We start from the raw sequence: 26827 nt of genomic DNA, 5'->3' as shown, positions 1-26827 counted from the left end.
ACCAACCATGGACCTCGCAAAACAACAGCAATTCTTCGCGCAGTACCCCCGTGCGTTCCGGCGCCCGATTGATGCCGACACCGGCCCGCTCGATTTTTGGGGTATCGAAACCGGCGACGGTTGGCACACGCTGATTGCCAAGGCCGCCACCGCAATCGAAACCGCGATAACTCAGCTGCTCGCCGCTAATCCAGAAGCCGAGGCGACCGCCTGGCCCCGGATCAGCCAAATAAAGGAAAAGTTTGGCCTCCTGCGCATCCACGTGGCCAACACCACATCGGATCTCGCCGCAGCGCTCGATGCCCTGTCCGCACAGAGCGCGCAGATCTGCGAATCTTGTGGGCAGCCAGGCACGCTCAACAAGGATGGCTACTGGCATGTACGCTGTCCTGAGTGCGCGGCCCGACGCGACACCCCAGCGTGCGATTTTGCCCGCCTGGCGCAGGTTAGGATCGAGCGGCTGACGATACTCAATGCCCGCCCGGATTTCGCAACACCCGCGCTACTGGCTCGGCTCCACGCAACAAAGCGCGCCGAGATCCTGGACCTGCTCGCCGAGGTTGGCCCAGTCATGGCCCGAGCTGACCGAGCCTCGGATTCGCCGGTGGTTCGTGGCACAGAGCAGGGCGTCGTGATCGAGGGCACTGACATGGCCGTTGCAAGCCTTTTTGACGCGCTGATCGCCGGGCGGTCGCTCGCTGATTTCCTCGTGGCGAACCCGGACTTGGCGCCCGGTGCTGCTGTGCGGGTGCTTCTGCGCGCCCGCGAAATGCTGGCAAAGGAGGCATCATAATGAGGCTGCCGGAATACAAATGCACACGCTGCGGCCGGGTCCATGTTGCACTCAATGCGCAGCAGATTGCGGATGTGCCGGCTGCTGATCGCCCCGCAATCTCCAAGTGCTTCGCGTGCGGAGCGCCGGCAAGCCAGTTTGTACCAGCCGGGCCGGATGATGCGCCCAAGGGTTGCACGTTGACGCCGATCATCTTGCCAACTGCCGAGACGCCCGCTTCTGGTGTGCTGCCGGCTTGGGCTTGCTGCGCTTGCGGAATCAAAGTCGGCGGGCCGGCACGGAGCGACGTAGCCTGGCAGAGCGGAACCTGTGGCATCTGCGGCGAGGCCGGCACTGTGACCGAATTCCGAAACTTCCGCCCGGCCCCGATTGCAACAGCGAACGAGCACAAGGCTGCGCTGCGGGAGATATCACCGTACTTTGAGAACGAACCGGCGCTGGGCTCGCCAGAAAGTGTTCGGTTTGAGGTACTGGCGCAACGGATCGAGGACTACGAAGCAGTGCACTTCCCTCTCGGCCACAATTTCAGCGAAGGCCAACGAGGCGCCGTAAGCCGCGACAACAAAAAACAGCGAATTTCGATTTATCTTGATTCCGATGTGCTCGCGGCAGTACGAGCCAAAGCGGCAGCGCAGGGCAAAGGTTATCAATCTTTGATCAACAAGATTTTGCGCGAAGCGGTTCCGGAAGGCAAAACCCTGCCTCGGCCAAGCATAGCGCTATTGCGGCACTTTGATCGAGTCGAACAGCTTTGCGCTGAGCACCATGCGGCAAATCCGCGTGTATTTGGCTCTGTGCTGACGGCAACGGACACGATTCGAAGCGACCTGGATCTACTGGTTGACCCTGTGCCAGGCACGACACTACTTACGCAGGGCGCCCTGCATGACGCCCTGGCGGATTTGCTGGGCTGCCCAATCGACCTGGTGACGCCAAATGGCTTGCCGGCGGGCTGGCGGGATCGGGTGCTTGAGGAAGCACTACCGCTCGCCGACTGGGCCCGGCGCCAAAATTAGCTGGAACACGGCTCGCGCGAACCACCATCTCCTCCTGGGTGGCCACCACTTGCCTGCACGTGCCATGCCTTGCCGGCACATGCCGGCACTTGCAAGCACAGCACCCAGCGCAGAGCCAAACAAAAAGGAGGCCGAAGCCTCGGTGCGCGAGACGTAAAACATGATGCCAGCTGTGACTGCGACGCTGACACCGAGGATTGCACCTTTGCCATCCATAGTCGATCTCCTTTGTGTTTGGACAACTCCGTATAGCGTGGCGCCCGCTTAGATGTAGCTGCCGAACAGCTACAATCGTCCGTCATGGCCACCGAGCACCAAATCTTCGCGATCAACCCGGAAGGCAAGTTAGTCGCCGTGGCGGATGTCGCCAATGGCCTGGCCTGCGGCTGCATATGCCAAATTTGTAAGGATGCGCTCATCGCCAAGCAAGGCGACATCCGCGCCTGGTACTTCGCGCACCAAGGCAACGCAGAGTGCTCTGGTGGGCCTGAGACGCTGCTGCATCAAGCGGCTAAACAAGTGCTACTTGAGGCGCGCGCTGTCCTTGTGCCGGTGGTTGTTATCGGCCGATCGGTCCGCGGTGAGGACGGGGCGATGCGCTATGGCAAAGCTATCCGACCGCCCGGCATGCTGGATTACACGGATCCGGAAGCCGAGGTTGATCACGTCGTCGTCCGGCCAGATGTGCAGATTGCGGCGTCCTTTGGGCCCATGTTCGTGGAAATCGCAGTCACCAATCCGGTGAGCGGTGACAAATTCGCGAAACTGCTTGAGCTGGGTGTACCAACTCTCGAAATCACACTGCGGCTCCCGAAGCACCCTGGGCCCGATGCCTGGGGCGCCGTGAGACAGGCTGTGCTACACGCACACGAGAACCGTCGCTGGCGCGTACTGCCGGAAGTCGAGCGCCTGGCGGCAGAGGCGATCGCCAATGCAGAACTTCCACCAGCTCCACCCGTCCGGCGCCAGCACGAATTCAACTTTGGCCGAACCGCCGTGAGCTTACGTCCCGGAAAAAAGTGGCTTGCGGCGCGCGTAATGACATCGGACTTTGTAGCCGATCCACTTGTGACCGGCTGGCTGACCAGGTGGGGTGGCCGGTTCGATGCGAGTAAAGGGGTTTGGTGGTTTCGCCTCGAGGATACGGACCGGCTGCGGGCAGCGTTGACGACACTAGCGCAGCGCATTGCCCAGCATTCCCCGGCAGAACAGCACCAGCGCGTGCTCGAAGCGTACTACCAGGCGCAGCCATAGAAAAAAGCCCCGAAGGGACTTTGTTGTGCCTACCTGGCTTACTTGCTGCCCACGCTGACGTCGGCTTTGTCCGACACACCGGAATCCACCGTGGTGCTGCCGCCAGTGCTGGTCTTGATGCTGATCTTGGCATCGACGCTCTTATCCATAGTGACCTTGGCGTTGTTGATATAGCCATCGCCGTACCGGATTGCGCCATTTGCCTTCTCGATCACGCCCTTGTCGTTTTGCGTGAACGTAGCGGCAAACTCGGCCACGTTGACCAAGCCATACGTCAGGGTTTCGAGTTGGCCGGCCTTCGGGAATGTGCGGCGATTGCCTTGCGATCTGAGGTTGGTCTCGTCCAGCACGTGGCCCTTTTGCGGCACGCGGGCAGCCTGCAACAGGTGCAGCGTGGCCATGTGCGGCAGGTACTCCTGATAGCACGCACGGGCCTTGGCGTAGTCGCCGGCGATGGTCGCATCCAAACAAGCCAGCTTGGCTTTTGCCCACGCATCGCGGGCATCATTGGCGCCAACCAAGGCGTCAATGCGCTCACGTTCGCGCGCGGCCAAGGCCTTTTGATCGGCCGAAATCGTCCCATCCGGGGCCTCAAAACCGAGTTGGGCCAAGGCGCGATCAACTCCGCTCAGCACGTGCTGGCGCGTGTGCTTGCCGTGGAAGGTGGCAGCAAAAAACCCACCGGCCTTGATGCTCGTAACGGGCATCGCGTCAGTTAGCGCGCGGCTCAACAGGGGGCAAAATCGGCATCAAACGACACTTTGGCCGAGCGGCCAGCAGTGAGGTCTTTCGAGCGATCAATGCTCTCTTTTTCGTCCATTTTGAGGCCCTAGTTGGACTCGGTGTAGGCATTTACGCCGGCACTTCCACCGCCTTTTCCGCACGCCGTGAGGCTCAAAATCGCAACCAAACCGGCCGCAATCGGGGTCAACTTCATGGGTAAATCTCCTTCTTTTTGTTATCGAAAATTGGGTGTTTGAGGCCCCAAATCCAGGGCCAGGGTGGTGAAATCAGGGGATAAAGCTGTAGCTGGGAGCGGCCAAAGTCGGCTGCTCGTCAGTAGCAAAAGCGACAAATGCCGTCGCAAAATCGTCATGGGTTGCAGCGGCCAGGGTGATGGATTCGGCATAGACGCCGTACTCATCAGCCTGTGCCGCCGCCGGCGCGCTGGATGCGACAAGCGCAAGGGCAAGCGCGGGAATAAGGTCAAACATGGGTTGAGTCTCCATTGATGTTGTCGGCAATATCGCCATGCCCCGTATAGCGTGCGGGTGAGGGTGTTTTGAGGGCTACGCCCTGCCGCGATCTGCCAGCCCGGATCGGCACCGTCCGCGCAGGCATGTGCCTTGACTTGCCGGCAGCTGCCGCCAACCAGGAAGCGGCGCTGAATGACCCCGCTCCCGGCCTAAACGGGCCTCTTTTTGCCTATTTTTTTGGCAACAGGCCACCAGCCAAAATCGAGGTCAGCCCCCTTTGCCCGATACACCCGCTGTCGGAGACCTCACCCGGGCCGGCATGACTATGACTCTTACGTCGGAGAACCACCCCTGACCTCTGCTTTCCACCTCGAGGTCCGCCCCCCTTCTCCGACAGCAACCCTCGCTTTTTGCCCCGCGCCGTCCGCCTACCCCTTCCCGGCCCTTTCCGGCACCGGTTCCCTCGGCCATCCCGCCTAAATACCCCGCCCGCACCCACTTGCAGGAAGCCCCGGGTTGCGGGACACTCCGAGTTTTCTGCGCTGCAATGACGAAACAATTAAACGACTGGATGCCCTTGCGCCGCGCCCTGCGCGAAGTTGCCGATGCAGTCCAATTTTCGGATCACGTATGCTCTGAGCAGTTGGTCGAAGTGCAGAAAGCCCGCAAGCTACTGGCCACCTACGAGCTGTATCTCAAGCGCAAGATGGAAGTACGCAAGCCGCCACAGTACCGCTGCCCGAAGACTGGTGCAGAGTGGTCCGGGCGAGGGCGCAAGCCGGCCTGGGTCCAGGAGGCGATTGCTGCTGGTGTGCCGTTGGCCTATTTTTTGATAGCCCCGGCAGCTAAATCGGAATCCAAAACGGAATCCAGTTTGGCATCTGTGCTGCTGTAGTACGGGGCAGCCGGATGAATGTGCATGTGGGCTGCTGAGTTCTTGCGTGGACGGGATGGCCATGAGCGTGCTGGTTTGGCTCGCCGGCTTGGTGGCAGCGAGGCACGACGCCGAAGCTGCCCTACGGATGCCGGCTGCAGGTGACTGGCTCGGTGCGGGTTGGTGGGCGGGCTACACGCTGACTGGATGCTACGATCACACATTCCCTCTGGGCGGCCTGATTCTCTTTGGTGCTGCACTGGGGCCTGGTGTGGCGCCTACTTGGATTCCTGGGATGGCCGGAAATCTTGACCTCTAAATCAACGTCGCGCGCGGTATCGCGCTATTCGGGTGACGGGTTGGCGACTGCGTGCAACCCGTCGTTAAGGTTGCGGCACCCGCTTCGCGAATCCGGCGCGTAGCGGGGCGATTTACCGGCCCGGCCGGCAACAGGGGCAACCGGCACTTGTTTTGGCTGCGCAATTTGCACGCTGTCGCGCACCGCCAAACTCGCAGAATAAAACTCACGCTTGGAGCTGACTCGAATGACTGAGGGGGTGCCCGGGTGGGCATTGGCAAGGCAGGATAACCGGCGCGATACTCGCGCTTGTTGGGTGGCGTGTTGGCGAGAGCAATGATTGAGCGCCTAATGCGCCGCCCGCCGCTTCGCGATTGCGCACGCGTAGCGGAAACTGACCCGGCGGCTACGGTACCTTGCGTTGCCGACATGGGCAGACAGGCAAAGCGCAGGCGTAGTAGGACTACCTAAACGGCCCGCGCCTGTAGTAGAACCACTTATCCTGCTTGCCCTTAGTGCAGCGCCTGCATTTCCGCTTTTGTCCGGCGCGTCCGAGGGAAGTACGAATACCACTGACCGCTGCGCTTGATGCTTTGCGAAACATTCCGTGCCGCAGGCTTAGCGGTCGGCTTGGAAATCCGGAACTGGAAGTGCTCAACCGGGTAGCCTGGGATTGCCTCTTCGTCAGGCGCCTCCAGGTCCTCAGCCAGCGCACGCTTTTCGACCACGTAGCCGTTCGCCACAAACCAGGCGAAAGCGTCATGCAGGCGGCGCTGGAAGTGCGCGAATTTGCCAAAACTCTGGCTCGCCTTGTAGATCTTGCTGGCTTTGAGCGTGTAGCCGTCTTGGTGTGGCCGGAGATAGTCCCGCAGGAAGCCCACCAACGGAGGCAGGCCCGTGTGCATCTCAACTTTCGAGAAGTCCTGATAGCCATACAGGGCCACAATTGAGTGAGGCACCGAAAGCTTGATCTCCGACTTGCCCGCCTGGGGGTCCTGGTTAATCTCGATCACGTGGATGAGGTTGGTGAACTTGGCAATTCGAAGTGCGTCCGCCACGCGGGGCACTTGGCCCGGCGCAAAGGTAACAATAGCCAGTTTGACGGAGTTAAGCTGCAACAGGCACTCGATAACCAAGCGCCGGGCCGATGTGGAGTAATTGCGTTTGGTTGCTTCGGCGATCTGGCGAGCACTCAGGGTCAAGGCATTTACCCCGGATACCGTTCCGGCTTGATCGGGTACGGCACCAAGTGCGCCCGCTTTGCTGGCAAAGCCCACTACAGCCAGCGCCACATCCCGATCCTCAATCGTGAGCACTGGGCCAGAATAAAGTACGTAATCATTCGGGCGCCCCTCGATCGGAAACAGTTTGTTTGTATGGCCGACATCAAAGGAGCTGTGCTTAGCCAAGCTGGCGCGATCCTGAGCAGAAAAAATCCCCGTACCAAGAGCAGCGTTCGGCATGCAATCGCCAAAGGGCAAAGATGCGATAGGCGGCATGTCGTCAGCGACATACACTTGGGTAGCAGCAATCTTGCGAGCGGCCACAATCTGATCCTCCGATGCGTTGTCAGCCAGTACGATGACATCCCGGAACTGCAGGGCGGCTTTGCTTTTGATTTGCTTCTGCACTCGGGCCCGGTCCCGCTCAAGCTTGGTTTTGACGGAAGCCAGTGCAGCGGCGTCACCAATGGCGGCAATAGCCGCAGCCATGGCATCAATCTCGGCGGTCAGCTTGGCGGCTTGCGCTTCCAGCTCGGCCAGCGACAGGGTGGGAGCTTGATTAGCCATGGCGGGCCTCCCGCGCAGCGAAGAATGCAGTCAAGGCCATACGAATGATCTGGGACTGGCTGCGCTCCTCTTCGGCGCTCACAGCCACGAGTTGGTCATGGAGGGGCAGGGGCAAGCGAGCAGCGACCAGTACGGTGGCGGGCTTGGTTGTGATGGGTGTATCAGCAGTGTCGGGCATAGCGGTCTCCCGAAGTGGTTGGGGCATAACGCCGCTGTATAACAACGTTATACATAGTATAGCAACAAATATGCTGTTTGCCAACTTTTATCGTAGTAGGACTACTTATTTTGCGTAGCAGGACTACTTAACTGCCGTAGTCTGACTACTTAACATTCGTAGTATGACTACTTAACTCCAGCCCGCAACCCGCGCGGTTACTGGGTTTCAAGCGTTCTTAATTACTTGTTAATTACTATTTAATAACTCTATAAGCCAACTCAACAGCGTCGAAGCCGGTTAGCCTCCCTCATGGCGGGTTCGCTGACGCTCACCCGCCCGTGTAATGAAGACCAGGCCGCTTCGCGTCCCGGCCATCATTCGCCTCCGGCGTCGAAGCTGGCACACATCTGATATCTGGGTTTGTTGACGAGCCATGGTCTCAGCACAGTCGGCCTACCGGCCGCAGTCCTGCCGAGCCAGGGAGGGATCGCGATAAATCGGCACCTCGGCCTCGTTGGGCCTTTTCGATCCGCCTGGGTCGAGGTTCGCATCCTCCAGCGCCCCTGGGCAGTGAGGCGCGGCGCCGAAGCTGCCAGGCCGCCCTGGAAAAACGCCCGTCAGCATCAACAAGCGCCGACCTCTCCTTTCCTGGGTGGCTCATACCTGTGCTGCTATGCACCCCGGCCCCTATAGGCACATACCCAAGCACATGTGCTCGGCTATGGCACCTACCCAAAAATAAATCAACACCGGCACCAACGCCGGAGGCGAATGAGCGCCATGACCGCAAGCGGTCATCGGCCGAATTCTCGGAGGGGTTGAGCGCAGCGAAACCCCTCCTGGTTAATCCCTCCCACACCCCGCCAACCGGCCCCAACCTCCGTCAAGACGCTTCGATCCGCACCTTCCCGGATTAACCGTGCAATCACGCCGCCGGTTCCCGGCCCAACCCCTCCCGGTTGCCCAAACCCACATACACCTCCCGGCATTTTCGTATCGCCGCCGCTATACGGAAGCAGGGGCGCTGTGCCCGCAAAACAACTGGAGATAATCGATGATCAAACACAACAAACTGCGCCCGCTGATGCTGGCGCTACTTGCCAGCCTGGCTGTTGCCGGTGCTGTGCATGCCGATAGTGGTGACGAGATTCTCAAACGTCGGCAGCAATATACCGAAGCGACGGAAAAAGACATGCGGGGCGATGGCGCCCTCGGCCGGACGCGCAAAGAGATGGATGTTCGCGTTTGCCAGCAGGAGATGCACTACTACGCCTCCCGCGGCTATCTGCCAAGCTACAACTGTTTCGTGTTGTACACCCAAGACAAAGCCAACGGGCTCTTTTATGCGGTCGTCATGCCAACCGCAGAGGACTACAACGCCCGGGTGACTGAGCATCGAGCGCTCGAAAAGGCCTAGCCTCGCGCCGCCTTGCGCTGCCTTACCATGCCTTGCCGGCAAGTGCCGGCAGTTGCAGGCACCGGATGGCGCGCCCCCTCAATCCGCGCGCAGGCGCCTGAGCATCTTGGTCGGCCAGGTAAGGTGCAACCAAAAACAGCGGGCCCCTTGCCGGAAGCCCGCTGCAAATGCCTGGACCAGTTGCGCCATGCGTTACCGTACCTTCCCGCGCGTTGCCTTACCTCGCCGGCAAGTGCCGGCAACTTGGTGGAGCAGGGCGGTGACGCTGGGGTTGGCTTTAGTCAAGCGCTCGGGCTCGACGGCATAGCCATAGATCTCGCGCAGGGCGACCACGACCCCACAGCTGCGTGAAAAGCCGCCTTCGCAGTGGACGAGTAGGGTGTGGACGTCCGCGGGCAAAGTGGACACGAAATCCAGAATCTGCTGCGCTTGGCCTACGCTCATGGCCGCGGGCAGCTTGGCTTTAGCGCGATCCGAGATGCCTTTCTCCGCAAAGTCCACATCCGCAAAACTGAGCCGCAGCAGATGTTCGTAGCCGTCCAGTTGAGCAGGCGATCGTTCCGGAGCTGTGATCGAAATCATGGCGACACCCGGCAACACAGGCACCCGCTCAGCGTGGGCCCGTGACAGCGCGAGGGCTTGCCGGTGGGATTGGGGCAGGTGGTACAGCTTGCGGATGATCTCTGCGAGTCGGCTCATAGCGGCACCATCTTAGCTTGCGCTGCCTTGCAGGCGCTTGCCGGCACTTGCCTGCAAGTCCGTCAGCTGGAGTTGCAGCACGTTGATGACGCGCGCTTGCTCGGCGTTGTTGGCTTTCTCGGTTGCCAGGTTGCCCAGCAGCTCGGCTACTTGAGCATGCAAGGCAGCAGTGTTGGCATTGGCCACGGCCAGCAGGCCCACAAGTTGGTCGGCATGTGCCTTTTGCTCGTTGATCTGGCTTTGCAGCGCCTTGGCTTCGCCACGGGCCTCGGCAATGCGATCTTCCGCCGCCGTGGCGCGGCGTTTAAATCCGTCCGCAAACTCTTTCTGCTCAGCCAGTTGTGCCTGTAGCGCCTGTTCCCGCTGACGTGCGGCCTGCCGTACCTCATCAGTTTGCGTCATCAGGTGCTTGCGCAGGCCCTCCGCGGCCTCTGTAGTAGCCTTCAGTTCGGCGGCATGCCGCTCCTGCTCCGCCGTCAGCACCTCGGCATGGCGCTCGCGCTCACTGGCCAACGTCGTCTTCAGCGCCTGGAGCTCGCCATGCTGGCGCATCGTGTCCGCCTCTTTGTTCGCAATCACTTGTACAGCAGTGGCCAGCTTATCCCTGAGCTCACCCAGTTGCACAGCCAAGCCGTCAATGGTGGCTTCTTTGGCCTGGATCTCGCCCCGTGCGATCAACAGCTGCCGGTTGATGTCATCGGCGCAGGTTTCAGCGGCATCAATACGCGCACCCCACGTAATCCGCTCGGCCTCCAGCGCCTGGTGCCTTTCGACATATGCGCTATCGGCCTGGTTGAGCGCCTGCGTCCAGATCTGTTCGATCAGCTGATCCGCAAACCCGACCAACGCATCCGGCAGCACGGCCGACGCCCGCGGGGTATTGAGCAATTCCGCCAAACTCTGGCGCCATTGCTTGATGTAGTCGCGCACCTTCGCAGCGCTGCCTTTTCGGCCGATCAGGTCATACACCGCGTCAAAGCTGGTGTGTTTTCCGTCGGCAAACAGCTGCTGACAGGTCTCAGCGATCAGTTCGTACGTCAAATCTTCTCGTGCCATTCTCGAAATCTCCGTGTGGTTGCAAGTCCGGTGCGCGTTTTCCGCGTCTTTCCGTGCAGTGCTCACTGCAACCAGTATAACACAAACCGTCCGTTTTTAGACGTATTCCGTCCGATTTAATACGTTTTTCTTGCAAAATTTCTTTAGTTTAGTTATTATTCTTATTGTATCCAGTCATATACTACAAACAGCGCCCCAAAACTCGCCCCAGGTCCGCATCCCCGAATGTTTCACGCCAAAGCCCCCTCGGAAAACAATAAAACCCGTTCACGCTCAAGGCTTTCTGCTCGCAGCCGCACCGGCCTCTCTTTTTCCGTGAAACATCAAACAAGCCCCAAAACGCAGTTGCACACCGGGCGATTTCCGGCACCATTCGCACAAAACAACAAATCACACTGATACAACAGGGAGATCCACCCAAATGACCACCGAAATCACGACCTACGCGCCGCAATACGTGCCCCGGCCCGCAGAATTCGCCCTGGCGCCCGCCGACCGGGATCTGCCGCCCGGCCACCGGCCTCACCAGCTGCGCGCCCAGAACGACCGTGAAGCCGTCGCCGCCTGGCTCAACCGCTATCGCAACCACGCCAAGACGACTCAGGACAACTACCGGCGCGAAGCCGAGCGCCTGATCCTGTGGATGGAGCAGGAAGGCCTGACGCTCAACACGCTGATGATCGAAGACCTGGACGACTTTCTCGTATGGCTCGCCGACCCGCAACCCCGCGCCATCTGGTGCGTTGTTCAAGACCCGCAGCTCACTGATCCCCGCTCAATCAAGCTGCCCGCCCGGTTTCTCGACAAAGCCAAAACCCAACTCAACCCGGAATGGCGACCCTTCCTAAGCGGCCTCTCCGCATCCTCCATTGCGATGACCCGGCGCTGTCTCAACTGCCTGTTTGAGTATCTGGCGGGTGCCAACTACGTCCGGGCCAACCTGATGCGCCTCGCCATGCGCGGGCCGGGCGCTAGCCAGCAAGTGGCCACGGTCACGCGCTACCTGGAGCCGGCGATCTGGGATTACCTGCAGGGCTATGTGGAGCGCCTGCCGCGTGAAACCGACATGGCGGTGGCGCAGTATTACCGCATCCGGTTTCTACTTGCCTGGTACTACCTGCTGGGCCTGCGAATCAGCGAGATGGCCGATGCCACCACGGATAACATCATCTACAAACACGGCATCCTGTGTCTCCACGTTGTCGGCAAGCGCAACAAGTCGGCCGATCTGGTGCTCATCGATGACGCCCTGGCGGCCCTGCGCGAATACCGGATCAGCCTGGGCAAGCGTGAAATGCCCACACCGGGCATCACGGAGGAGCCGATCGTGTTTGATGTGCACGGCAAGCGGCCGGTCACGGTCAAGTCGCTGCATGCCGTGATCAAAGGGCTGTTCCGGGGTGCTGCTGCCGAGGCCGCGCCGCATGTGCGCCGGGTGCTGGAGCAGGCCTCAACCCACTGGCTGCGCCATACAGCCGCCAGCGCGATGTGCGAAGAGGGCGTGCCGCTCGAGGTCGTGCGGGACCAGATGCGGCACAGCGATCTCAAAACGACCAGCTTGTACGTGCATAACCACGAAGCCAAGATGAGTGAGGCGCTCAAAGCGCACAAACTCCGGCGCTGACCGGTACGATGCCATCCTCCTTTCCTGAGTGGCCTCACTTTTTGAGCCAAATCCCTCGAAAATATGACAGCTCCGCGGATATAGGCGCGGCACCTGACCCGGAAACGGTGTTTGCGCTTGCCCTGGATCTTGTTTATTTCGATACCCGTGGCAGTGACGAATTCGCGAAGACAAAAGGGTGTGAGCGGGGGTTGCTGGCGGGCAGTTACGACATCAGCGGCTTGAGCTATGCGGCCCGAAAAAAGGACCTCAAGGGGACTTTGAAGCGCCTGGCTGATAACAGGATCGCCTCGCAATGGCCCGGGCGATTGCACGTAACCGGGAGCGGTGAGCGGTGGTGGCACGCTGGCTGGGACGACTTTTTGGCGTGGCGAAAAGTACGCGAGCAGGTACGGAATGTGTGCCAGGTCCAGGGGCAGCCTGAGGGGTCAGCTGGCGAGTAGTCGGCGCGCGGTAATGCGCGACTTGAGGCGCTCAATGCGCTTTTCCTGCGGTGACTTCGGGCGGGAAATCACGAGCTTGTTACCCACGATATCGATGTCAATCTGACGTTTTTCGAGGACGCCGAGCTTACGCAGCAGCGGGATCGGGAGGCGGAGCATGTGGCCTGACAGGATCGGACGAATGACGAATTGTTGAGGCATTTGGATTGGCCCTTCGCTGTTTGTCATGCGGCCATTATCGGACATTTTGGCACCGGTTTACAGTCCTGCTAGGGTGCGTTGAGTGCGTGCTCGGGCCCCGGCGGCGGCGTGCTTAATGCGAGGTTTTGGGTGCTTTTTCGGCGCGAGTGCGGCGGACGCGCTGCCGCTCGATCGGAACGGCACGGGGGTCTTTCAGGGCTTCGGCGTTGAGCTCCTCGGCAATGTCATCCAACGTGCGGCGGTGGATTCGGGATCGTGCTTGGAGTTCTAGGCCGACACATTCGAGCAGCGCAATAAGCCGGACGATGCCGACATCCGGAAGCATTCCGCCTTCAAGTTTTGAGATGAGCGTGACACTTATGCCGGTCATTGACACCAGATCTTGCTGCGTCAGGCGGCGCTCGATTCGCGCGGTGCGGAAAGCTAAACCGAGTTCAGCGAGGTTCATTTTGGGCGCCCTTCCGGGTTGTGAGCCGGGGCAGATTGCAGGGTGATCACGGTCTAATTGTACCTCGGCGTAACTATTCGGATACGCAAAGTTATAAAGATGACCAGTCGTAACTTAGCGTATCGCGAAAGTAATCATGGGTGCGAACTGGCATGGCCACCCAGAGGGCGATGCACGAGAAACATCGCTCCCCGGCCTCGATGGGCCTCTCCAAGCCGGCTCGCATCTGATGACCTTGCTCCACTCCCCTTCGCTGCCCTCGCCTGCCCCGGCCTAAGCAACCGAGGATGGGATCACCGGCCCGGGTCGGCACGAACCCAAAGCTCTGATGTGAGACGATTTGGGAGCGCCAACGATCTCCCGCCCTCTCCCCTGGATGGCCATTACTATCCCCGCCCCGGTGCGCCATTTCCCCTCAAAATCGCACCGATGCTATCACTGTGCTATCACGCGAAAACCCTTTCAGCACAGGGATTTTCGAATTTGTGCTATCAAAAGTGCTATCACTTTCGAAAACTGCCAAAATCAGCGCATGCGCCTGTAATTCCAAGGCGTTTTTACGGATCGCTGCGGTCCTTATTGCGTCCCTACTATCACCCCTCCTCCCCCTGAACCGTACCGATCACTCTCACCTGCCCTCGCTCCGCCACGATCCCCTTCTCTCCCCTCACACGCCCCTACCCCTATTACCTGCTGCCCTCCCGCTTCTGCTGGCTATTCCGCTCCTATCCCGCCACCGCAGCAGGTGATCCCGTATGCCCCTCCACCCCGGCTGCCCCCGATATCACCCTGCCCTGCTCCAGTTCACTCCTGGTTGATCGCTCTCCCCCTGCCTCAACCTGCTCGCCATTATCCGGAACATGCTCTGCCTGGTGCTGGTGATGCGGTTGCCCCGATGAGGGGGCTATTCCGGGGTGCTGAGGGGATGGATTACCCTGGTGGCAGCGCCCCAGCGGATACCGGAGGGGAGTATGCCGGGCGCGCAGCGCAGTGGGCATGCGGGCGACGGGAACCGGGATGGGCGCGGGAGGGTGTTGGACTAGAAAGGGATAGCTGGGTGCGGATTAAGGGCCAGAAGGCCGGCATTTGGGCTCGGCAAGCAAGGTGTCCGGCCCGACAACACTTTTTTGACGATGCGCTCGATATGGCGGCGAAAAAGATGATCAATGTGTCCGAAATGCGGTGCGCGAATGTGGAGATCGGCGGCTAACGCCAGGTGCAATCAAAGGGGCAGCCGAATACTGGTTGCCACTTTGCATTTACCCTCGCGCCAGCCACATTCGCACCGCCAGTTGCACCTGGTCGCTGGTTACACCCAGCACCGGCTCACACGCAATAAACCGGGGGTCCATCCGCGCGGCTTGATGCACGCTCCGGTGATCGTCCAGTGCAATCCAGTCCGATAGGCCACGGGTTTGAGCATCGTGCAGGATCTCTTGCGCGCGCGGCGGAGCGATGCGTTCGACAACGCCGGCGAAGCGATTACCGAGCGGGCCGAGCAGGCGAATGAGCGCTGCATCGTCGAACAGCCGGCGCCAGTCGGAACTGACGATAATCCGCACTTCCGGGAATGGTTTGAGCAGCTCGACCAGGACCGGGAGCCAGGAAAAAAGAGCCGGGTTAGCGATCAAGCGGCCGCGGTCGTCGATGGCTTCGGTGCCGTCCGGATGCAGTACGCCGTCAAAATCGAGGTACAAGACTTTGCTCGCCATGGTGCTCACCCCTGCCCTGCGCGCTTGAGCAAACTTTGGTACTCCAGCTGCACCGCCTCACGCATCTGTTCGCGCGTCACTGCCGGCGCCACGTCGTCCAACACCCGCGCTATATCCACTGACCGCGTGTCCATCGTCGCCACGGCGTAATCCAACCATGATGCGTAGCCCTCCGGCGGATCCGGCAGCTCGAGTACCTGCCCCTGCTGCTCGAGGGCGGTCATGACTTCGGTGTCGGTGGCCGGGCGTATCCACGTGATGCAGAGGGTGTCAGCGCAGTGCCTGCCCCAGATGGTTTCGGCATCGAGGCGGGTAAGTGCGTAGCCGGCTGCGGTGGCGATCCTGATGATGTAATCGAGATCCGCCGGGGCGGTGTCGGGGAGAGGAGAGAGCGGGAGGGGTTTGGGGATTAGGCGGCGCATAGGGGAAGCCTATCAACTCTGAGGGCCGGCGCAAGGCTGCACATTAAAGGGCCACTTTGTCGAGTGGTGCCACCCAGAGGGAGAGTCGGAATCGGCCCGGTTTTTGAGCACTGCTGACGATATACGGAGGCATGCCAAAACACACTGGAGCCTCACCATGCAACGCGCCTCTCTGCTCATCTCTCTGATCATCGCCACCGCCGTTACCGGCTGCTCAACCGTCCAGCACCAGGTCAAGCCCTCCACTCACAATGTGCGCCAAACGTGCACCAACTACACGATGGCCGGCGCCAAGCACGTTGAGTGCATCGGCCGGTACCTCGCCTACTGATCACACCAGGGGCAACCTATAACTAGGTTGCTCCTTTCTTTTCCCCTCCCCTCCCGCTCGACAAACCCCGCATTCCCTGCGCAGCCTTGCGGCCCCCTGCCCCGGTTGCTAACCTCCGTGGCATGGACACCACCGCCGTCGTTTGGACGCCCACTCCGCACCCGCACCGCATCGCCACGATCTCCCTGATCGCAGGCAAAGCGCATGTGTCCGGCTCCCTCGGGCTTACCGCCCTCCCTGACTCGCCCTCCCCTGCCCCAACCCCCGGCCTGCCGCCTCAACTGGCCGCCTTGATTCCACCACGAGACCCGCGCAACTCACAGCGCCGGATCGTATCGACCCTGATGGATCGCGCCGGTATCGAACTGCGCGGCCGGCCTGCACTTGAGCAGGACTGGCTCACGCTGCTGTATTGCGGGCGTGACGGCATCGGGGCGCTGGACGTGTTCGAGAGCGACGCGGAGGCCGAGCGCTATTACGGCGAGCCCGACCGCCCCGAACCCTCCGAGAGCGAACTGCTGCCGGCGCTGATCCGGATGCAACGCGGGCAAGCCTCGCCTGCCGACACCGAGCTGATCCTGGCGCAGGGCCCGGTGGCCGGTGTGCCGGGTGCGATGCCCAAGTGGTTGGGTCGCGAGTGGCTGTACAAGTTTGAGAGCTCGGCTTACCCGGGGTTGCTGGCGCTTGAAGACCTGGCGTACGAGATCCATAGCCGTGCCGGGTTTGAGGTGCCGGAGACACGGTTGCTGGCGATTGATGGTGTACCGGTGCTGGCCTCGCGCCGGTTTGATCGCCGGTTGGCGCATGGGCGCGCGGTGGCGGTCGAAAGCATGTATTCGGTTTGGGCCACTGAGTACCCGAGCCAGATTCGCTGCAATACCGATGGCAGCATGGAGCTGATGGCCGATACGTTTCGGGAGTATGGGCTACCGGTGCTGGAGTGGTACGGGCGGTACGTGTTGGCGATACTGACGGGCAACGGGGACATGCACTCCGAAAACGTGTCACTGCTGGCACGCGATGACCAGGTGCAGCTGTCGCCGATCTATGACCCCGCACCGATGCGGGCCTATCGCGGCCGAGACAATCACGATCTACTCAGCGCGCTCCCCTGCGCCGGCATCGGTGGCACAACCAGCAGCGGCTACCGGCCGTATGCTGACTCGGGGGATACCCCGCCGGACCTACGCGATCGCTTGGTGCAGCTTGGCGTGTATGCCGGGATTGATGCGGCGGTTGCGGAAGGGGAGATTGATCGGTTGTTAGCGGTGAGTGCCGGGTATGCCGAGAGTGTGCCTGCGCATTTGATACTGACGTTGCCGGGTGGGTATCAGGGGCGAGCGCCGGATGTGAGAGGTTTCCAGGCCACGCTCGATGCTGTGGCCCGTGCTTGCCGTTAGTGCGCCACTCGCGGCCTTTCGACTGCCGCTTCCAGGAGCGCCTTGGCCGTTTCAATCTCGCCCTGGTTGATCAGCCTCAGGGCCTGTTCGTTCGTTGTCGTGTGCCCGTCATCCGGATAGATCCCGAGATCCAGCGCGGTTTCTAAGGCCGCTTCGGCAAGGGTGGTTGCCCCGAGCTCAAGGCAGTTGATGGCGGTTTGGCGTAGGGCTCGTTGTTCGTCGAGCAGGTTGAGTTGGTTCGTGATGTCGGCGAAAAAGTCGAGAGTCGCCTGATCAAGTGTAGTCATGGAGTTGTCCTCAGTGGGTAAAGAGCACCCGTTACTGGAGTGCAGGGTTGGGATAACTGAGGAGGGGAGGGGGCCAGGGGGGCCGAATTGATGTGATGACTTTACCACGCTACGCTCACGCTATCCATGCCACAAGCGTGATGTGAGCTGATTTGGTTCTGAACTCAAAGGAATTTGCTCGCCCGGCACTTGGTCCGAGCGAGCAACATTTACATTGTAAATGTCTAGCGCAACAGCTTGCCGATATTGGCCTCGATCAGCGCCGCGAGCTTGTCGCAATCCAGTCCACTGGCATCGATTGTTGCTTTGTTGTCAGTTACTGTGATTTTGATGTCCTGGCCTTTGGCCGAAAAATCATAAGACCGACGCGGCGCACGGGGCGCTAGGCTTGTCTTTGCGATTTGCTGGCGAACCCACGGGATAACCTGATTTTGTTGCTTGACCTTGCCTGATACGAGACTCGCGAAAGCCTCCTGGAGTAGGGCAGGGTGGCGCAGGAGCGTTTCGTCATTTGCGATCTCGTAGATCATCCGATAGCCAAAGGCCTCGCGCGACTGATCCACAATTGCGATCAGGTTCGCCGGCAGCTTGCCGAAAGCGCGCAAATTGGAGATCTGAGCAGTTGATACGCCAAGTGTCGCCGCGAGTTCGCGGCCTGTTTTGCACGCGCCTGTTTGCTCCAGGACTTGGATCGTCAGGTAGCGGTCGTAATCCGTGAGATCGGTTTTAACGCCATTGTCGGCAGCCAAAGCGCGGGCGGCCTGAGCGTCGGTCAGATGCTTGATTACAGCGGGGATTACGGTCCAGCCCAACAACAGCGACGCTTGGACTCGATGATGGCCGGTAATCAGTTCGTAGCAGCGTCCCTCCAACTGAGCCAGCGGGGCGGCACCAATCGAAGATTTACAATGTAAATCTGGATTCGGGTTTGTGACGGGCCGGATCACAATGGGCGAAATCAGGCTTTCGGCCTGCATGCTCTCGGCCAGCGAGTTAAGGTCCTCTTCGCTCGCGGGTGCCCGGCACTGGAACGGCGACCGATAGAGCACATCCAGTGGCACTTCGAGGGTAGTGGGCGGCACCATTTCCCCGATGATGCTCTCCGCCACTTCGGCCTGCACAACAGAGGCCGGACGGCGGCGGCCCATTCCGGATTCGAGCGATTTATCTTTCGAGCTCATTCAGCGGCCTCCTTAGTCAAGCCGGCGATCGTTGCAATTTCGCGCGCGATCTCAACAACTTCGCGGGATGCGGTGCACTCCCGGTCGTATTGCAGTACGGTTTGCCCGACTGCCTGGCTCTTGCCGATGTCAGCTGACTGCGGCAGAACGTGGCCCAGGACGGTGTCAAAATAGTCCCCGATGACCGCTTGAGTAATCTTACAAAGCTTTTTGCGGCCATCGTGTTTCGTGAGTACGGCGCCGCCGAGTTTGAGGCGAGGATTAACCGTTTTGGCCTGCGACACGAACTCCAGCATGTCGTCCGTCCCGACCAGGGCGAGCTTGGAACCGGACTCCACCGGCACAAACACACAATCAGCCGCTGCCAAGGCATTGGCAGTCAGGAAAGAGAGGGCAGGGGGGGTATCCAGAATGATCACATCGAACACATCCCGGACGCTTTGCAATTTGGTCAGCAGGATCGATGTCGAAGCGAATGGGGTCAGCTGGAGATCTCGCTCCAGGCGGGCGAGCTTGAGTGTTGCGCCGATCAGCGATACGCCGGGGATCTGGGTCTTGTCCACGATCGCTGCTGCGATGGACTCTTTGCCGGCAAGGACTTGCTCGACCGTGATGGCGGGCGTCTCGTCATAGCCATAGACCAGTTGGGTGCCGTTTCCTTGCGGATCGAGATCCACAAAAAGAACGCTGTATCCGTCGCGTGCAAGGGCATCGGCGATGTTTACGGACAAGGAGGTCTTCGCTACGCCGCCCTTGTGATTCGAGAATGCGATGGTTTTTGCAGTCATGGCCTTAGTAATTTACAGTACAACCAGTAAACACTATCAACATTTCTGTAAATTGCCAAGTGCATTAGTGAGCTATGCACTACTGCGCCTGCAAAAACCCCTCAAAGGCTTTGCGCTGGCGGATCTCGGCGCTTTCGTAGTTATCCGCGAGGACCTTAAACAGCTTTGCATGGGGACTCTGCCGGAACGTGGCCCATGCTGCTGCGAGCGCCTCGCCAGTTGGGATTTCTACGGATTTAAGCGGTGTTTCTTTGAGCCTGGCCTCATAATCTGCGGCTGTTTTAGCCGTAGCCTTTGCCTTTGATACCTTTTTCTCTGTTGCTTGCTTTTCCAGGGACCCGACCCGGTAGCCATCGCGCAATGCGCTCATCAGATACTTAGCTGGGTATTGGACGGACGAAACAGTGCACCGGTGCCGCACAAATTCGATTGCGGCCTGGAGCCGGTCGTCAGTCCATGTTTCGCGGTTTGCACTGATTTCGTCCAGTTCCGCATCGGACAATCCAAATTCGTCCGTCAGAGTGCTGTACAGCTGTTTCGCAGCCGCGATCGACGAGGTCCCGTCGAGCGATTTCGTGGGTTTGATCGCAAAGGCGATATGCGAATACGAGCGGCCAGTACGTTGTAACTTGAGCTCCAACTCGATGTCCGAGTCCTTATTGATCTGCTCAATAGCCGGATCCAGGATGTCGCGCCGGAAGTAGCGAAAATCATTGGCTGATTTGAGGCCGTCCACGCGGATCATTGACCTAAACTCGTCGAGGGTCCAAACAGGGGATAGGCCTGCATCTTTGTAGATCGATAGCCGCTCATAGAGCTCCAGGGCATAGACCGATGAAAACCCGGCGAGAATTCGCATTGAAAGGAGGGCGTGCCGAGCGGGGTCGCGTAACTGGGACCGGAGCTCGGACGGAATTTTGAATACGAATTGCCCCTTGCGGATACCGGCTGCGCCCAGCATCGGCACACTGATCCAGTTATCGTCGTCGGGATTGAGTGCATCGATAACGTTGACTTGCACGCTCGATTTTTGGGCTTCGCGGATCACCTTTTTGAGGTGCGTATTGTTGTTGGAGTTGGCGTAGTTGATCAGCCATTTGACGTAACGGAGATCGTACGTGTGTACTTCGGCATCGGGGTTGGCCTGGGCCAGGAAATACACACCGTTAATCACACGCCGGGCCAGCAAGCCAAGCTCGGACACATCAACGAGGAGCGAGGATTTGCGAAGATGGAAATCCGTTCCCGACTCGACGATACTCGTGTCCGTCGCATCCAGGCTCGCGAAGATATCGAACGCCAGCTGTTGCTGTGTCGTGTCTTGTTGTTGTGAGACGATTTGGTGCATGGCGCCCTCGATATCCTGTGTTTGCGAGGATTTTCACCTTTTTGCGTGAGTTGTCAAAACAAATCAGCTCACATTTAACGTTAAGGCGCACCCTTTGACGATGTGAGAATGTTTGGTAGGGGGCTTAGCGCAGCATGTAGTACCAAAAAGGCTCACATTTAAGAGCGGGCACTCGTTAACATCCGTTTTTGCTAGCTGGTTTTTAGAATCTAAATACAAAATCAAAGAACCAGCATTAGCAGAGCGCACAGCGACGTTGGAAAATCAACAGGTTAGCAAGTGATGTGAGCCTGTTTGGCCAGTCTTGTGAGGTAATTTGGCCGTTGATGTGAGGGTAGTTGGCTTACCAATCGGGCTCACATTGCCAGATATCCACAGGCCGCGCTGACGTGGCCGTTACCAAACTATCTCACATGACCGTACCAATAAGCCTCACTTTAATAGCTTGATGTAAGTGCTTACTGCGGGCTAATCGTCGATTTTGCGTAGACGAAAGATGCAATGGCCACTATACCAATTCGGCTCACATTACCAAGCCACCCTGGAAAGGATGGTGCCACGCACGCACCTGATCCGGTGCCTCAAACCGGCCCAGCCTCAATCAACTCCATTGCCGGCGCCCAGATCAACCGTTTCGCCTCGACCGCGTTGCCGAGCAGCCACTGCTCCACGTCCGCCCGCTCGATCGCCACCACACTTCGTTTGTCTTGCTGATCTGGACCCAGCTTGGGGTCCGGCTTGTGCATCCTGCTCATGAGCGGGTGATCATCGGCGTTGAATGTCAGCATCGTGTAGCTCTCATGGATTTCGCCGGTCTTTCGATCTGGCCATGCGTTCCACAATCCGGCCAAGCCCCAAAGCTCGCCATCAGCCCGCCCGAATCGCCACCACACGTTTTTCCCGGTCTCCCAGTTGAGCTCATCGAACGACGCCACCGGGATGATGCAACGCTGACCGTTTCGCCAGGCATCCCGATAGGTCGGCTTGGCCGAAAGCTCCTCGCCCCGTGCGTTGTTGGTGGCGTATTTTAGGATTGGCGAGTCGGCCCAGTGCGGAATCAGCGCCGACTGACCGACCACGACCTCCAGCGGGCCTGGCTCGGTCGCGCGTAGAAACGGGCCTTGCCTGCGGGGCACAAGTTCGCGCTGCCAGGGGTTAGGTGTGCGTCGGCCGATGGTCCAGGCGCGCTCGATCGCGGTTTGGTCGGGGGAAACGTATCGGTTGCACATGGAGCGATGATGCTCCGGGCGGAACCGTGGTGCAAGAAGTGCAAAAGACGCCATCTTGGCGCCCTGCGTTGCTCCGCTCGCCTCAAATCCACCGCGTACAAACGTCGCTGTAATACCAGCAGCTGTACGTCACAGAGATCTGGATTGCATCGGGCCGATGCGGCCGGAAGTGGAACAGGCGCTTGACCACGAAAAAGTAGCCGCCTAGGGTACCGAGCCGGGGCGTGGAGGAGGGTGTGCCGGGTCGGGCGGGGAGTCCTACCCGTTTAGCACGTGATGCATGCTCCAAGGGCAAGCATCCGGGAGTGTCCCTAATCCCGTTTCATCAGCTGCCAGGGCGATGGCATCCGCCCAAATTTCTGCGCACCAGTCGGGATCGTCGAGCAAGTTTGCCAACCCAGGATTGAGGGCCACCTGATGCCGAACAGCCGTCCGTAACTGACGCACCGAGACTTCCCAGGCCGCATCCCGGCGGCTAGGTTGGGCGCGGCCCTCAAGCAGGGTAGCGAGCAAGTCAGAGATCTGATCTAGCATGGTTCGGCATTGTCGGAAGTAGCCTTAATCATAGCTGGATCGGGCATCTGCAGGCTGCGGATATAGCTCGGCACATCCCCAAACACATGGGCAGCCTCCAGGGGTATCTCCTACCGTCTCGGCAGTGACTCCCGGGGATAAGTGACTCCCAAGGGGGATGAATCACGGGGACAATGACTAGATGTCCGAGGGTAATAATGACTCACTGGCCCGCAGGGCCCGGCTGTTCATCCAGTGTCTCAGTCCACGCTTCGGCCGGTGCTCGTAGCCCCGTAAGCCTTATGGAAACTGGAGAGGCGAGTGCATTAAGGCTAAGGCGGGGTATCCGTTTGGGGGCCAGGATCGCAGTCCATCGAAGCCTGTTGGCAACACAGTTAAAATGACCTAGGTCAACAACTTTGAAATGACCCACTAGGCAATCAGACAGCCACTTCCGGCCAACTCCTGCCGTTCGCCAATTTTCGACACGAGCCGTTTGGCCGACCGCTGCGCTCCGTAACCTGCCGGACGCCCTACGGAAGGTCGTCGGCCAAAGCCGACTTTCAGCCTGCGGCCTGACTTGGGCCACAATGCACCGGATAGCTGACGCTCTGCTGTGTGCGGGCCTGAATGGCCGCTTTCGTCATTGGCGTAGGACAGCCCCCGACCCGAAGCGGAAATCGCCGCTTGGGGAAAGCGGACGTTCAGGAACGCCTTACTTCAGGGCTGACGAAGGCAGTCCGCTGGAAGGAAATATAGGGTTCAGACACGACATCGTCACTTCCCACCTTCGCCAGATACTGAGCGTGCTTCGATTAATTGCCGATATTTGGCCAGTTCAGCGAGCAAACCTTCACCCCAACGCCCAGTTTCTACAATTGTGGTGGTGTGAAGTTCGGTGGCATATGTAAGCACAATGTTGAATCCCTTGTCGATTTCCTCTTGGGTCGTATGAGGTTCGCTCAAGTATTGACACCACCGGACTCTTGACGCAGTAACCAGCTTTTCAAGATTGAGTTGCGTAGAGACAAACCTAATGTGCCCATCGGTTCCACCGAACAGCGAGTTGGCCGCAAGGCAACTCGCTGCGGCAGCGAGGAACGAATAGCCGTACTGGCTCCACCCTTTGAACAAGGCCGAATCCGCTCCAGCAAGCAATGGAAGTAGTAGCCCTACGGAACCAAACAGCCAAGCCGCAAATCGGGCTAGCCCAGATATCCACGCCCTCGTTCCCCGCCTTCTATAGTAATACTGAACCTCTGCCTCCGCGAGATCGTCGACGGCATTGAAAAGAACGGACAGTGAATTGACGACATCTTGCGCCCCCCAATCTAGGACCTGAATCCGTGCCTTGAATGCCTGAAGTCGCCTAGGGTCTTCCGGGCGGAACCGCTTCAACAAATTACACATGGTTTGTCCATGAGTCCTAACAGTGTTTATACGGACACAGGGGGGCGTATCACAATTGATATTGTTTACGCTGGAGTTGCTGCCTTAAGCCCATGATTTTCAGTCACTTGAAATGTTGGCTATCAGTATAACAACATCAATATGCCAGACAACTGCACTGGAGCAATATGCCGAAGCGCAACCGCCTTTTAATTATGCATGGAGAGTCGCCCGACTACGGTACCGACATCAATACCAGCCGTTAAGAGGCTGATCTCGTGGCTGGCCGCACTGGGCACGCAGCTATCGAACTGCCCGGAGACTTGAAGAGCAGCAAACCTTCACCCTGTGCGACTGATGGTGGTCATTTGGGATTCGAAATACTGCACTTCACCTTACTGGAAATTTTTCACTCGCCGTTCTGAACAGAATATTTTGGCAGCATCGCTAACCATGCTCTGCATGGAACTACGAGATTTCGCAGCTCGCATTCTCCAATACTTTCTTTCTGGACGATCCTTAGGTGTCTCTTCAAACATCACAGGTTCATAGTTGTACTTTTCAATTTCAAGTTTTCTATCGCCGACGACGAGTCTTAGCCAATCAGTTGTTGGGACGATTGCTTCGTCAAAGTCTGCCCTCTCTATATTGGCGCGGCTAAATACCTCGGGAATTGGCAACACGGCGCCATTGAACATGGCGTATCGAAAGTCTGCTCCATCAAGAGTTTTTACCCCTCTCAGATCGCTCCTATGGAAAGATGCTCCGGCCGCGCGAGCTTGGGCGAAATTAACGTTCTTATAGTTTCCTTGCAGTTCGCTACATTCCAACATAGCCCCGCTCAAGTCTACCCCCTCCCAAGTGATGCCGGCTAGATCAAGATCTGGTGCCCATGCCTTGGAGAAATTCAATTTGCTCGGGGACAGCCTGCTGTCGACAAATGCTTTCATCAACATGGCTCGTTCAGGGCTAACAGCACTTCCTGATATGACAGGAGTGACATTTGGTCGATCTATATTTTCATTGTCAACAAGGGCTCGATATGGGCGCAGTGCATTACTAAGACTTGTGACCTTTGCAAGTAGATCATCCATTGGTTGGAGGCTATTAAATGAGAACTCATCTTCGTGTAGCCCGCCATTCTCTTTGGTAATTTTGATTGGATCTGGAAGGCTGGTCAGTAACTCGAAGGGCTCGCCCGAGCGATAGAAAAGCATTAGCCAATTGTTTGTGATGGAATTGTCCTTCTTGCGGACCTCATTCCAGCAGCGATTTTTCTCAATTCCGCCATCGTCCTTAAAGTACAGCTTCGCAGCTCTCTTTACCGAAGGTGTTTCGATTAGGCAGAGTTGTTTCGGATGTGCATAGAGGTCAGCGAGTGATTCGGCAAGGCTTCCTTGAAGTTGTGCAGCTTGCGATGATGCGGTCAAGTAGATCTGTTGATCAATCTTTCCATTCTGCAGCCAAAGGAGATATAAAGTTATTGCACTTGGTATTGTAGCCATCGCCATAAAGAACAGACCCGCAAAGGTTCGACGTCTAAGGTAAGCTGCTATTACTTGAAGAGTCTCGTTGTGAGGAATTCGATGCCAAAAGAGGCGCCTAGTTGACTCCGAGTAAGCTTGGTCCCATCGTTCTAGTGCTTTTGTCAGGCTAGGTCCATATGTCACATAAGAGCCCAAAAGAGTGACTGTAGAAATACCGCTCCGATATAGATGAAGCTCTTTCCGAACGGAATCAAGCTCGGTGGCAAGCCGGCGATTTTCGGCTAATAAATCGGAAGCTTCTTCAGGAATACTCTGCATGTTGTCGGTGCCTTCCATTTCATAGTCGGGAAAAATCCACGTACGGCCGCCTCGAAATCAAGACGAGATAGGCTCAAGAATCCTATCAAAATCCTCGGAACTGACTGATCGAACATACTACATTCGGGTATCTTAGATCGACGAACGTGACTGTCGACAACGGGCACGAAGTACGCGTTGGCCGGAGAAGGTAGGGGGTAGTACGGCCAGGAATGAACGACCGCCGGCGTGGTCGTGCCAAATTCAAAATGTTGTCATTGAACGGAAATAATGTAACGGTATAAACCGTTTACATTATTCAGAACAACTCAATTCCAACTACTGCCACCAGTTTCTGACATGGACAATGGATACAGCCAACCGGGAGCCTGGGCCGTTATTTACTGCGCAGCCACTGGCAAATATCTGATGGGGAAACGCTCCGCGAAGGTTCACAAAGGCGGGGCATGGAACCTGTTCGGTGGTCGTATCGACAACGGCGAACGCCCGAGAGAAGCGCTTGTCCGTGAGTTGGGTGAAGAGGCTGGATTGAGTATCAAGCCGCACCATCTAGCAAAACTTCATACACTCACCCGAAGGCTTCGCTCAGGGCAGGATGAGCGGGATATGCATTACTTCGTGATTAAAGCCGACAGGGAGTTTTCACCGCGCCTCAATCGCGAACACAGCGACTTCCGTTGGTTTACGGCCAAGCAACTACCATCTAGGTTTAACGGACCAACCTCGATTGCCATCAAGAAGGGGTTGCTCGAGAAAGCTGCCCGCCACTAAGTGGCGGAGTATCTCTCTTGCGCTCCCTGCAGCATAACGGCACCTAGATTGCGGCAACCGCCAGCAACTTGTTGGTGGCCCGCAGTCGCTCCGCCATCAGTCGCATCACCTGAATGGCGAAATACGGCGTTTGTTGTACCAGGAACTGAAAGCGCTTTTCGTCGACAGCGACGAACTGACAATCTGTCTTGGCAATGACGCTGGCCGAATGCGGTCCGGGCGACACCAAACCCATCTCACCGACGATGCTGCCATGCTCCAGCGTTTCGACGACACGGTTCTGGACAATGACCTCAGCGGTGCCAGTTTCGAGGACGTACATCTGATTACCTTCATCACCCTCCCGAAAGAGTGCTTGTCCTGCCTGAATCGTAATTTTTGC

General features: G+C 58.4%; 27 protein-coding genes. 9 read left to right on the top strand and 18 right to left on the bottom strand.

The window, feature by feature from the left end:
* Positions 1 to 7 precede the first annotated feature (7 nt).
* The 3 genes from GH663_RS20000 (at position 8) to GH663_RS19990 (ending at position 3063) form a co-directional block, all read left to right on the top strand.
* Entirely contained in the window at positions 8 to 793 is a 786-nt protein-coding gene (locus GH663_RS20000; RefSeq protein WP_153133351.1) for a hypothetical protein, read from the top strand.
* A complete protein-coding gene (locus tag GH663_RS19995; RefSeq protein WP_153133350.1) occupies positions 793 to 1809 on the top strand; it encodes a BrnA antitoxin family protein in 1017 nt (338 codons plus the stop codon). Before GH663_RS20000 ends, GH663_RS19995 begins: the two co-directional genes overlap by 1 nt.
* A gap of 300 nt (positions 1810 to 2109) precedes the next feature.
* Positions 2110 to 3063, top strand: a complete 954-nt coding sequence (locus GH663_RS19990; protein ID WP_153133349.1) for a competence protein CoiA family protein — start codon at positions 2110 to 2112, stop codon at positions 3061 to 3063.
* Between the two features lie 38 nt (positions 3064 to 3101).
* On the opposite strand, the gene GH663_RS19985 is transcribed toward GH663_RS19990, so the two are convergent.
* Together GH663_RS19985 and GH663_RS19980 are read right to left on the bottom strand one after the other, a co-directional pair.
* Positions 3102 to 3794: a hypothetical protein gene (locus GH663_RS19985; RefSeq protein ID WP_153133348.1), complete on the bottom strand. Its 693-nt coding sequence runs from the start codon at positions 3792 to 3794 to the stop codon at positions 3102 to 3104.
* A 279-nt stretch (positions 3795 to 4073) separates the two neighbouring features.
* On the bottom strand, positions 4074 to 4277 hold the full coding sequence (locus GH663_RS19980; protein ID WP_153133347.1) for a hypothetical protein: 204 nt from the start codon (positions 4275 to 4277) through the stop codon (positions 4074 to 4076).
* Between the two features lie 529 nt (positions 4278 to 4806).
* Between GH663_RS19980 and GH663_RS19975 the strand changes: the two genes are divergently transcribed.
* Positions 4807 to 5154: an H-NS histone family protein gene (locus GH663_RS19975; RefSeq protein ID WP_153133346.1), complete on the top strand. Its 348-nt coding sequence runs from the start codon at positions 4807 to 4809 to the stop codon at positions 5152 to 5154.
* 789 nt (positions 5155 to 5943) lie between these two features.
* On the opposite strand, the gene GH663_RS19970 is transcribed toward GH663_RS19975, so the two are convergent.
* Complete coding sequence (locus GH663_RS19970; RefSeq protein WP_153133345.1) at positions 5944 to 7221, bottom strand: hypothetical protein; 1278 nt, start codon at positions 7219 to 7221, stop codon at positions 5944 to 5946.
* Positions 7222 to 8435: 1214 nt separating this feature from the next.
* On the opposite strand from GH663_RS19970, the gene GH663_RS19965 reads away from it, so the two are divergent.
* Positions 8436 to 8798 (top strand): hypothetical protein, encoded by a 363-nt coding sequence (locus GH663_RS19965; protein WP_153133344.1) that lies wholly within the window; start codon positions 8436 to 8438, stop codon positions 8796 to 8798.
* 192 nt (positions 8799 to 8990) lie between these two features.
* Here GH663_RS19965 and GH663_RS19960 read toward each other — a convergent pair whose 3' ends face one another.
* Entirely contained in the window at positions 8991 to 9497 is a 507-nt protein-coding gene (locus tag GH663_RS19960; protein WP_153133343.1) for a hypothetical protein, read from the bottom strand.
* A 12-nt stretch (positions 9498 to 9509) separates the two neighbouring features.
* On the bottom strand, positions 9510 to 10553 hold the full coding sequence (locus GH663_RS19955) for a DNA-binding protein (protein ID WP_153133342.1): 1044 nt from the start codon (positions 10551 to 10553) through the stop codon (positions 9510 to 9512).
* A gap of 421 nt (positions 10554 to 10974) precedes the next feature.
* Between GH663_RS19955 and GH663_RS19950 the strand changes: the two genes are divergently transcribed.
* Positions 10975 to 12177: a tyrosine-type recombinase/integrase gene (locus tag GH663_RS19950; protein ID WP_153133341.1), complete on the top strand. Its 1203-nt coding sequence runs from the start codon at positions 10975 to 10977 to the stop codon at positions 12175 to 12177.
* Positions 12178 to 12605: 428 nt separating this feature from the next.
* Here GH663_RS19950 and GH663_RS19945 read toward each other — a convergent pair whose 3' ends face one another.
* The 4 genes from GH663_RS19945 to GH663_RS19930 form a co-directional block, all read right to left on the bottom strand.
* A complete protein-coding gene (locus GH663_RS19945; RefSeq protein WP_153133340.1) occupies positions 12606 to 12866 on the bottom strand; it encodes a hypothetical protein in 261 nt (86 codons plus the stop codon).
* Positions 12867 to 12933: 67 nt separating this feature from the next.
* On the bottom strand, positions 12934 to 13269 hold the full coding sequence (locus GH663_RS19940) for a helix-turn-helix domain-containing protein (protein WP_153133339.1): 336 nt from the start codon (positions 13267 to 13269) through the stop codon (positions 12934 to 12936).
* Positions 13270 to 14528: 1259 nt separating this feature from the next.
* A complete protein-coding gene (locus tag GH663_RS19935; protein WP_170291464.1) occupies positions 14529 to 14981 on the bottom strand; it encodes an HAD domain-containing protein in 453 nt (150 codons plus the stop codon).
* A 5-nt stretch (positions 14982 to 14986) separates the two neighbouring features.
* Entirely contained in the window at positions 14987 to 15403 is a 417-nt protein-coding gene (locus tag GH663_RS19930) for a hypothetical protein (RefSeq protein WP_153133338.1), read from the bottom strand.
* A 157-nt stretch (positions 15404 to 15560) separates the two neighbouring features.
* Here GH663_RS19930 and GH663_RS19925 point away from each other — a divergent pair, with 157 nt between their 5' ends.
* Positions 15561 to 15734 carry a hypothetical protein gene (locus GH663_RS19925; RefSeq protein WP_153133337.1) on the top strand — a complete coding sequence of 58 codons (174 nt, stop codon included), beginning with the start codon at positions 15561 to 15563 and terminating at the stop codon, positions 15732 to 15734.
* Between the two features lie 122 nt (positions 15735 to 15856).
* On the top strand, positions 15857 to 17134 hold the full coding sequence (locus GH663_RS19920; RefSeq protein WP_153133336.1) for a type II toxin-antitoxin system HipA family toxin: 1278 nt from the start codon (positions 15857 to 15859) through the stop codon (positions 17132 to 17134).
* Here GH663_RS19920 and GH663_RS19915 read toward each other — a convergent pair.
* The 8 genes from GH663_RS19915 to GH663_RS19880 all read right to left on the bottom strand — a co-directional run bounded on the left by GH663_RS19915 (position 17131) and on the right by GH663_RS19880 (position 25692).
* Complete coding sequence (locus tag GH663_RS19915; protein WP_153133335.1) at positions 17131 to 17421, bottom strand: hypothetical protein; 291 nt, start codon at positions 17419 to 17421, stop codon at positions 17131 to 17133. The two genes, GH663_RS19920 and GH663_RS19915, sit on opposite strands and share 4 nt — an antisense overlap.
* Positions 17422 to 17645: 224 nt before the next feature.
* Positions 17646 to 18602, bottom strand: coding sequence for a ParB/RepB/Spo0J family partition protein (locus GH663_RS19910; RefSeq protein ID WP_153133334.1), 957 nt, complete (start codon positions 18600 to 18602; stop codon positions 17646 to 17648).
* Positions 18599 to 19390, bottom strand: a complete 792-nt coding sequence (locus GH663_RS19905; RefSeq protein WP_153133333.1) for a ParA family protein — start codon at positions 19388 to 19390, stop codon at positions 18599 to 18601. The genes GH663_RS19910 and GH663_RS19905 overlap by 4 nt, the downstream gene beginning before the upstream one ends.
* A gap of 79 nt (positions 19391 to 19469) precedes the next feature.
* Positions 19470 to 20738 (bottom strand): replication initiation protein, encoded by a 1269-nt coding sequence (locus GH663_RS19900; protein ID WP_153133332.1) that lies wholly within the window; start codon positions 20736 to 20738, stop codon positions 19470 to 19472.
* Positions 20739 to 21319: 581 nt separating this feature from the next.
* Entirely contained in the window at positions 21320 to 21967 is a 648-nt protein-coding gene (locus GH663_RS19895; protein WP_153133331.1) for an SOS response-associated peptidase, read from the bottom strand.
* 258 nt (positions 21968 to 22225) lie between these two features.
* The gene (locus GH663_RS21470; RefSeq protein WP_153133330.1) at positions 22226 to 22501 is read right to left on the bottom strand and encodes a DUF29 family protein; all 276 of its coding nucleotides are present in this window, start codon (positions 22499 to 22501) and stop codon (positions 22226 to 22228) included.
* A 756-nt stretch (positions 22502 to 23257) separates the two neighbouring features.
* Positions 23258 to 23890 (bottom strand): SLATT domain-containing protein, encoded by a 633-nt coding sequence (locus tag GH663_RS19885; RefSeq protein WP_153133329.1) that lies wholly within the window; start codon positions 23888 to 23890, stop codon positions 23258 to 23260.
* 374 nt (positions 23891 to 24264) lie between these two features.
* On the bottom strand, positions 24265 to 25692 hold the full coding sequence (locus GH663_RS19880) for a pentapeptide repeat-containing protein (RefSeq protein ID WP_153133328.1): 1428 nt from the start codon (positions 25690 to 25692) through the stop codon (positions 24265 to 24267).
* Between the two features lie 321 nt (positions 25693 to 26013).
* On the opposite strand from GH663_RS19880, the gene GH663_RS19875 reads away from it, so the two are divergent.
* Entirely contained in the window at positions 26014 to 26445 is a 432-nt protein-coding gene (locus tag GH663_RS19875) for an NUDIX hydrolase (protein ID WP_153133327.1), read from the top strand.
* 43 nt (positions 26446 to 26488) lie between these two features.
* On the opposite strand, the gene GH663_RS19870 is transcribed toward GH663_RS19875, so the two are convergent.
* Positions 26489 to 26827: cyclic nucleotide-binding domain-containing protein (locus GH663_RS19870; protein ID WP_343029835.1), on the bottom strand; the 339-nt coding region annotated here is incomplete at its 5' end.

Source organism: Dechloromonas hortensis, from assembly GCF_009469765.1.
Classification (GTDB): Bacteria; Pseudomonadota; Gammaproteobacteria; order Burkholderiales; family Rhodocyclaceae; genus Azonexus; species Azonexus hortensis.
Note: the sequence above shows the minus strand (reverse complement) of the source record. Positions and strands in the feature narration are given on the sequence as shown.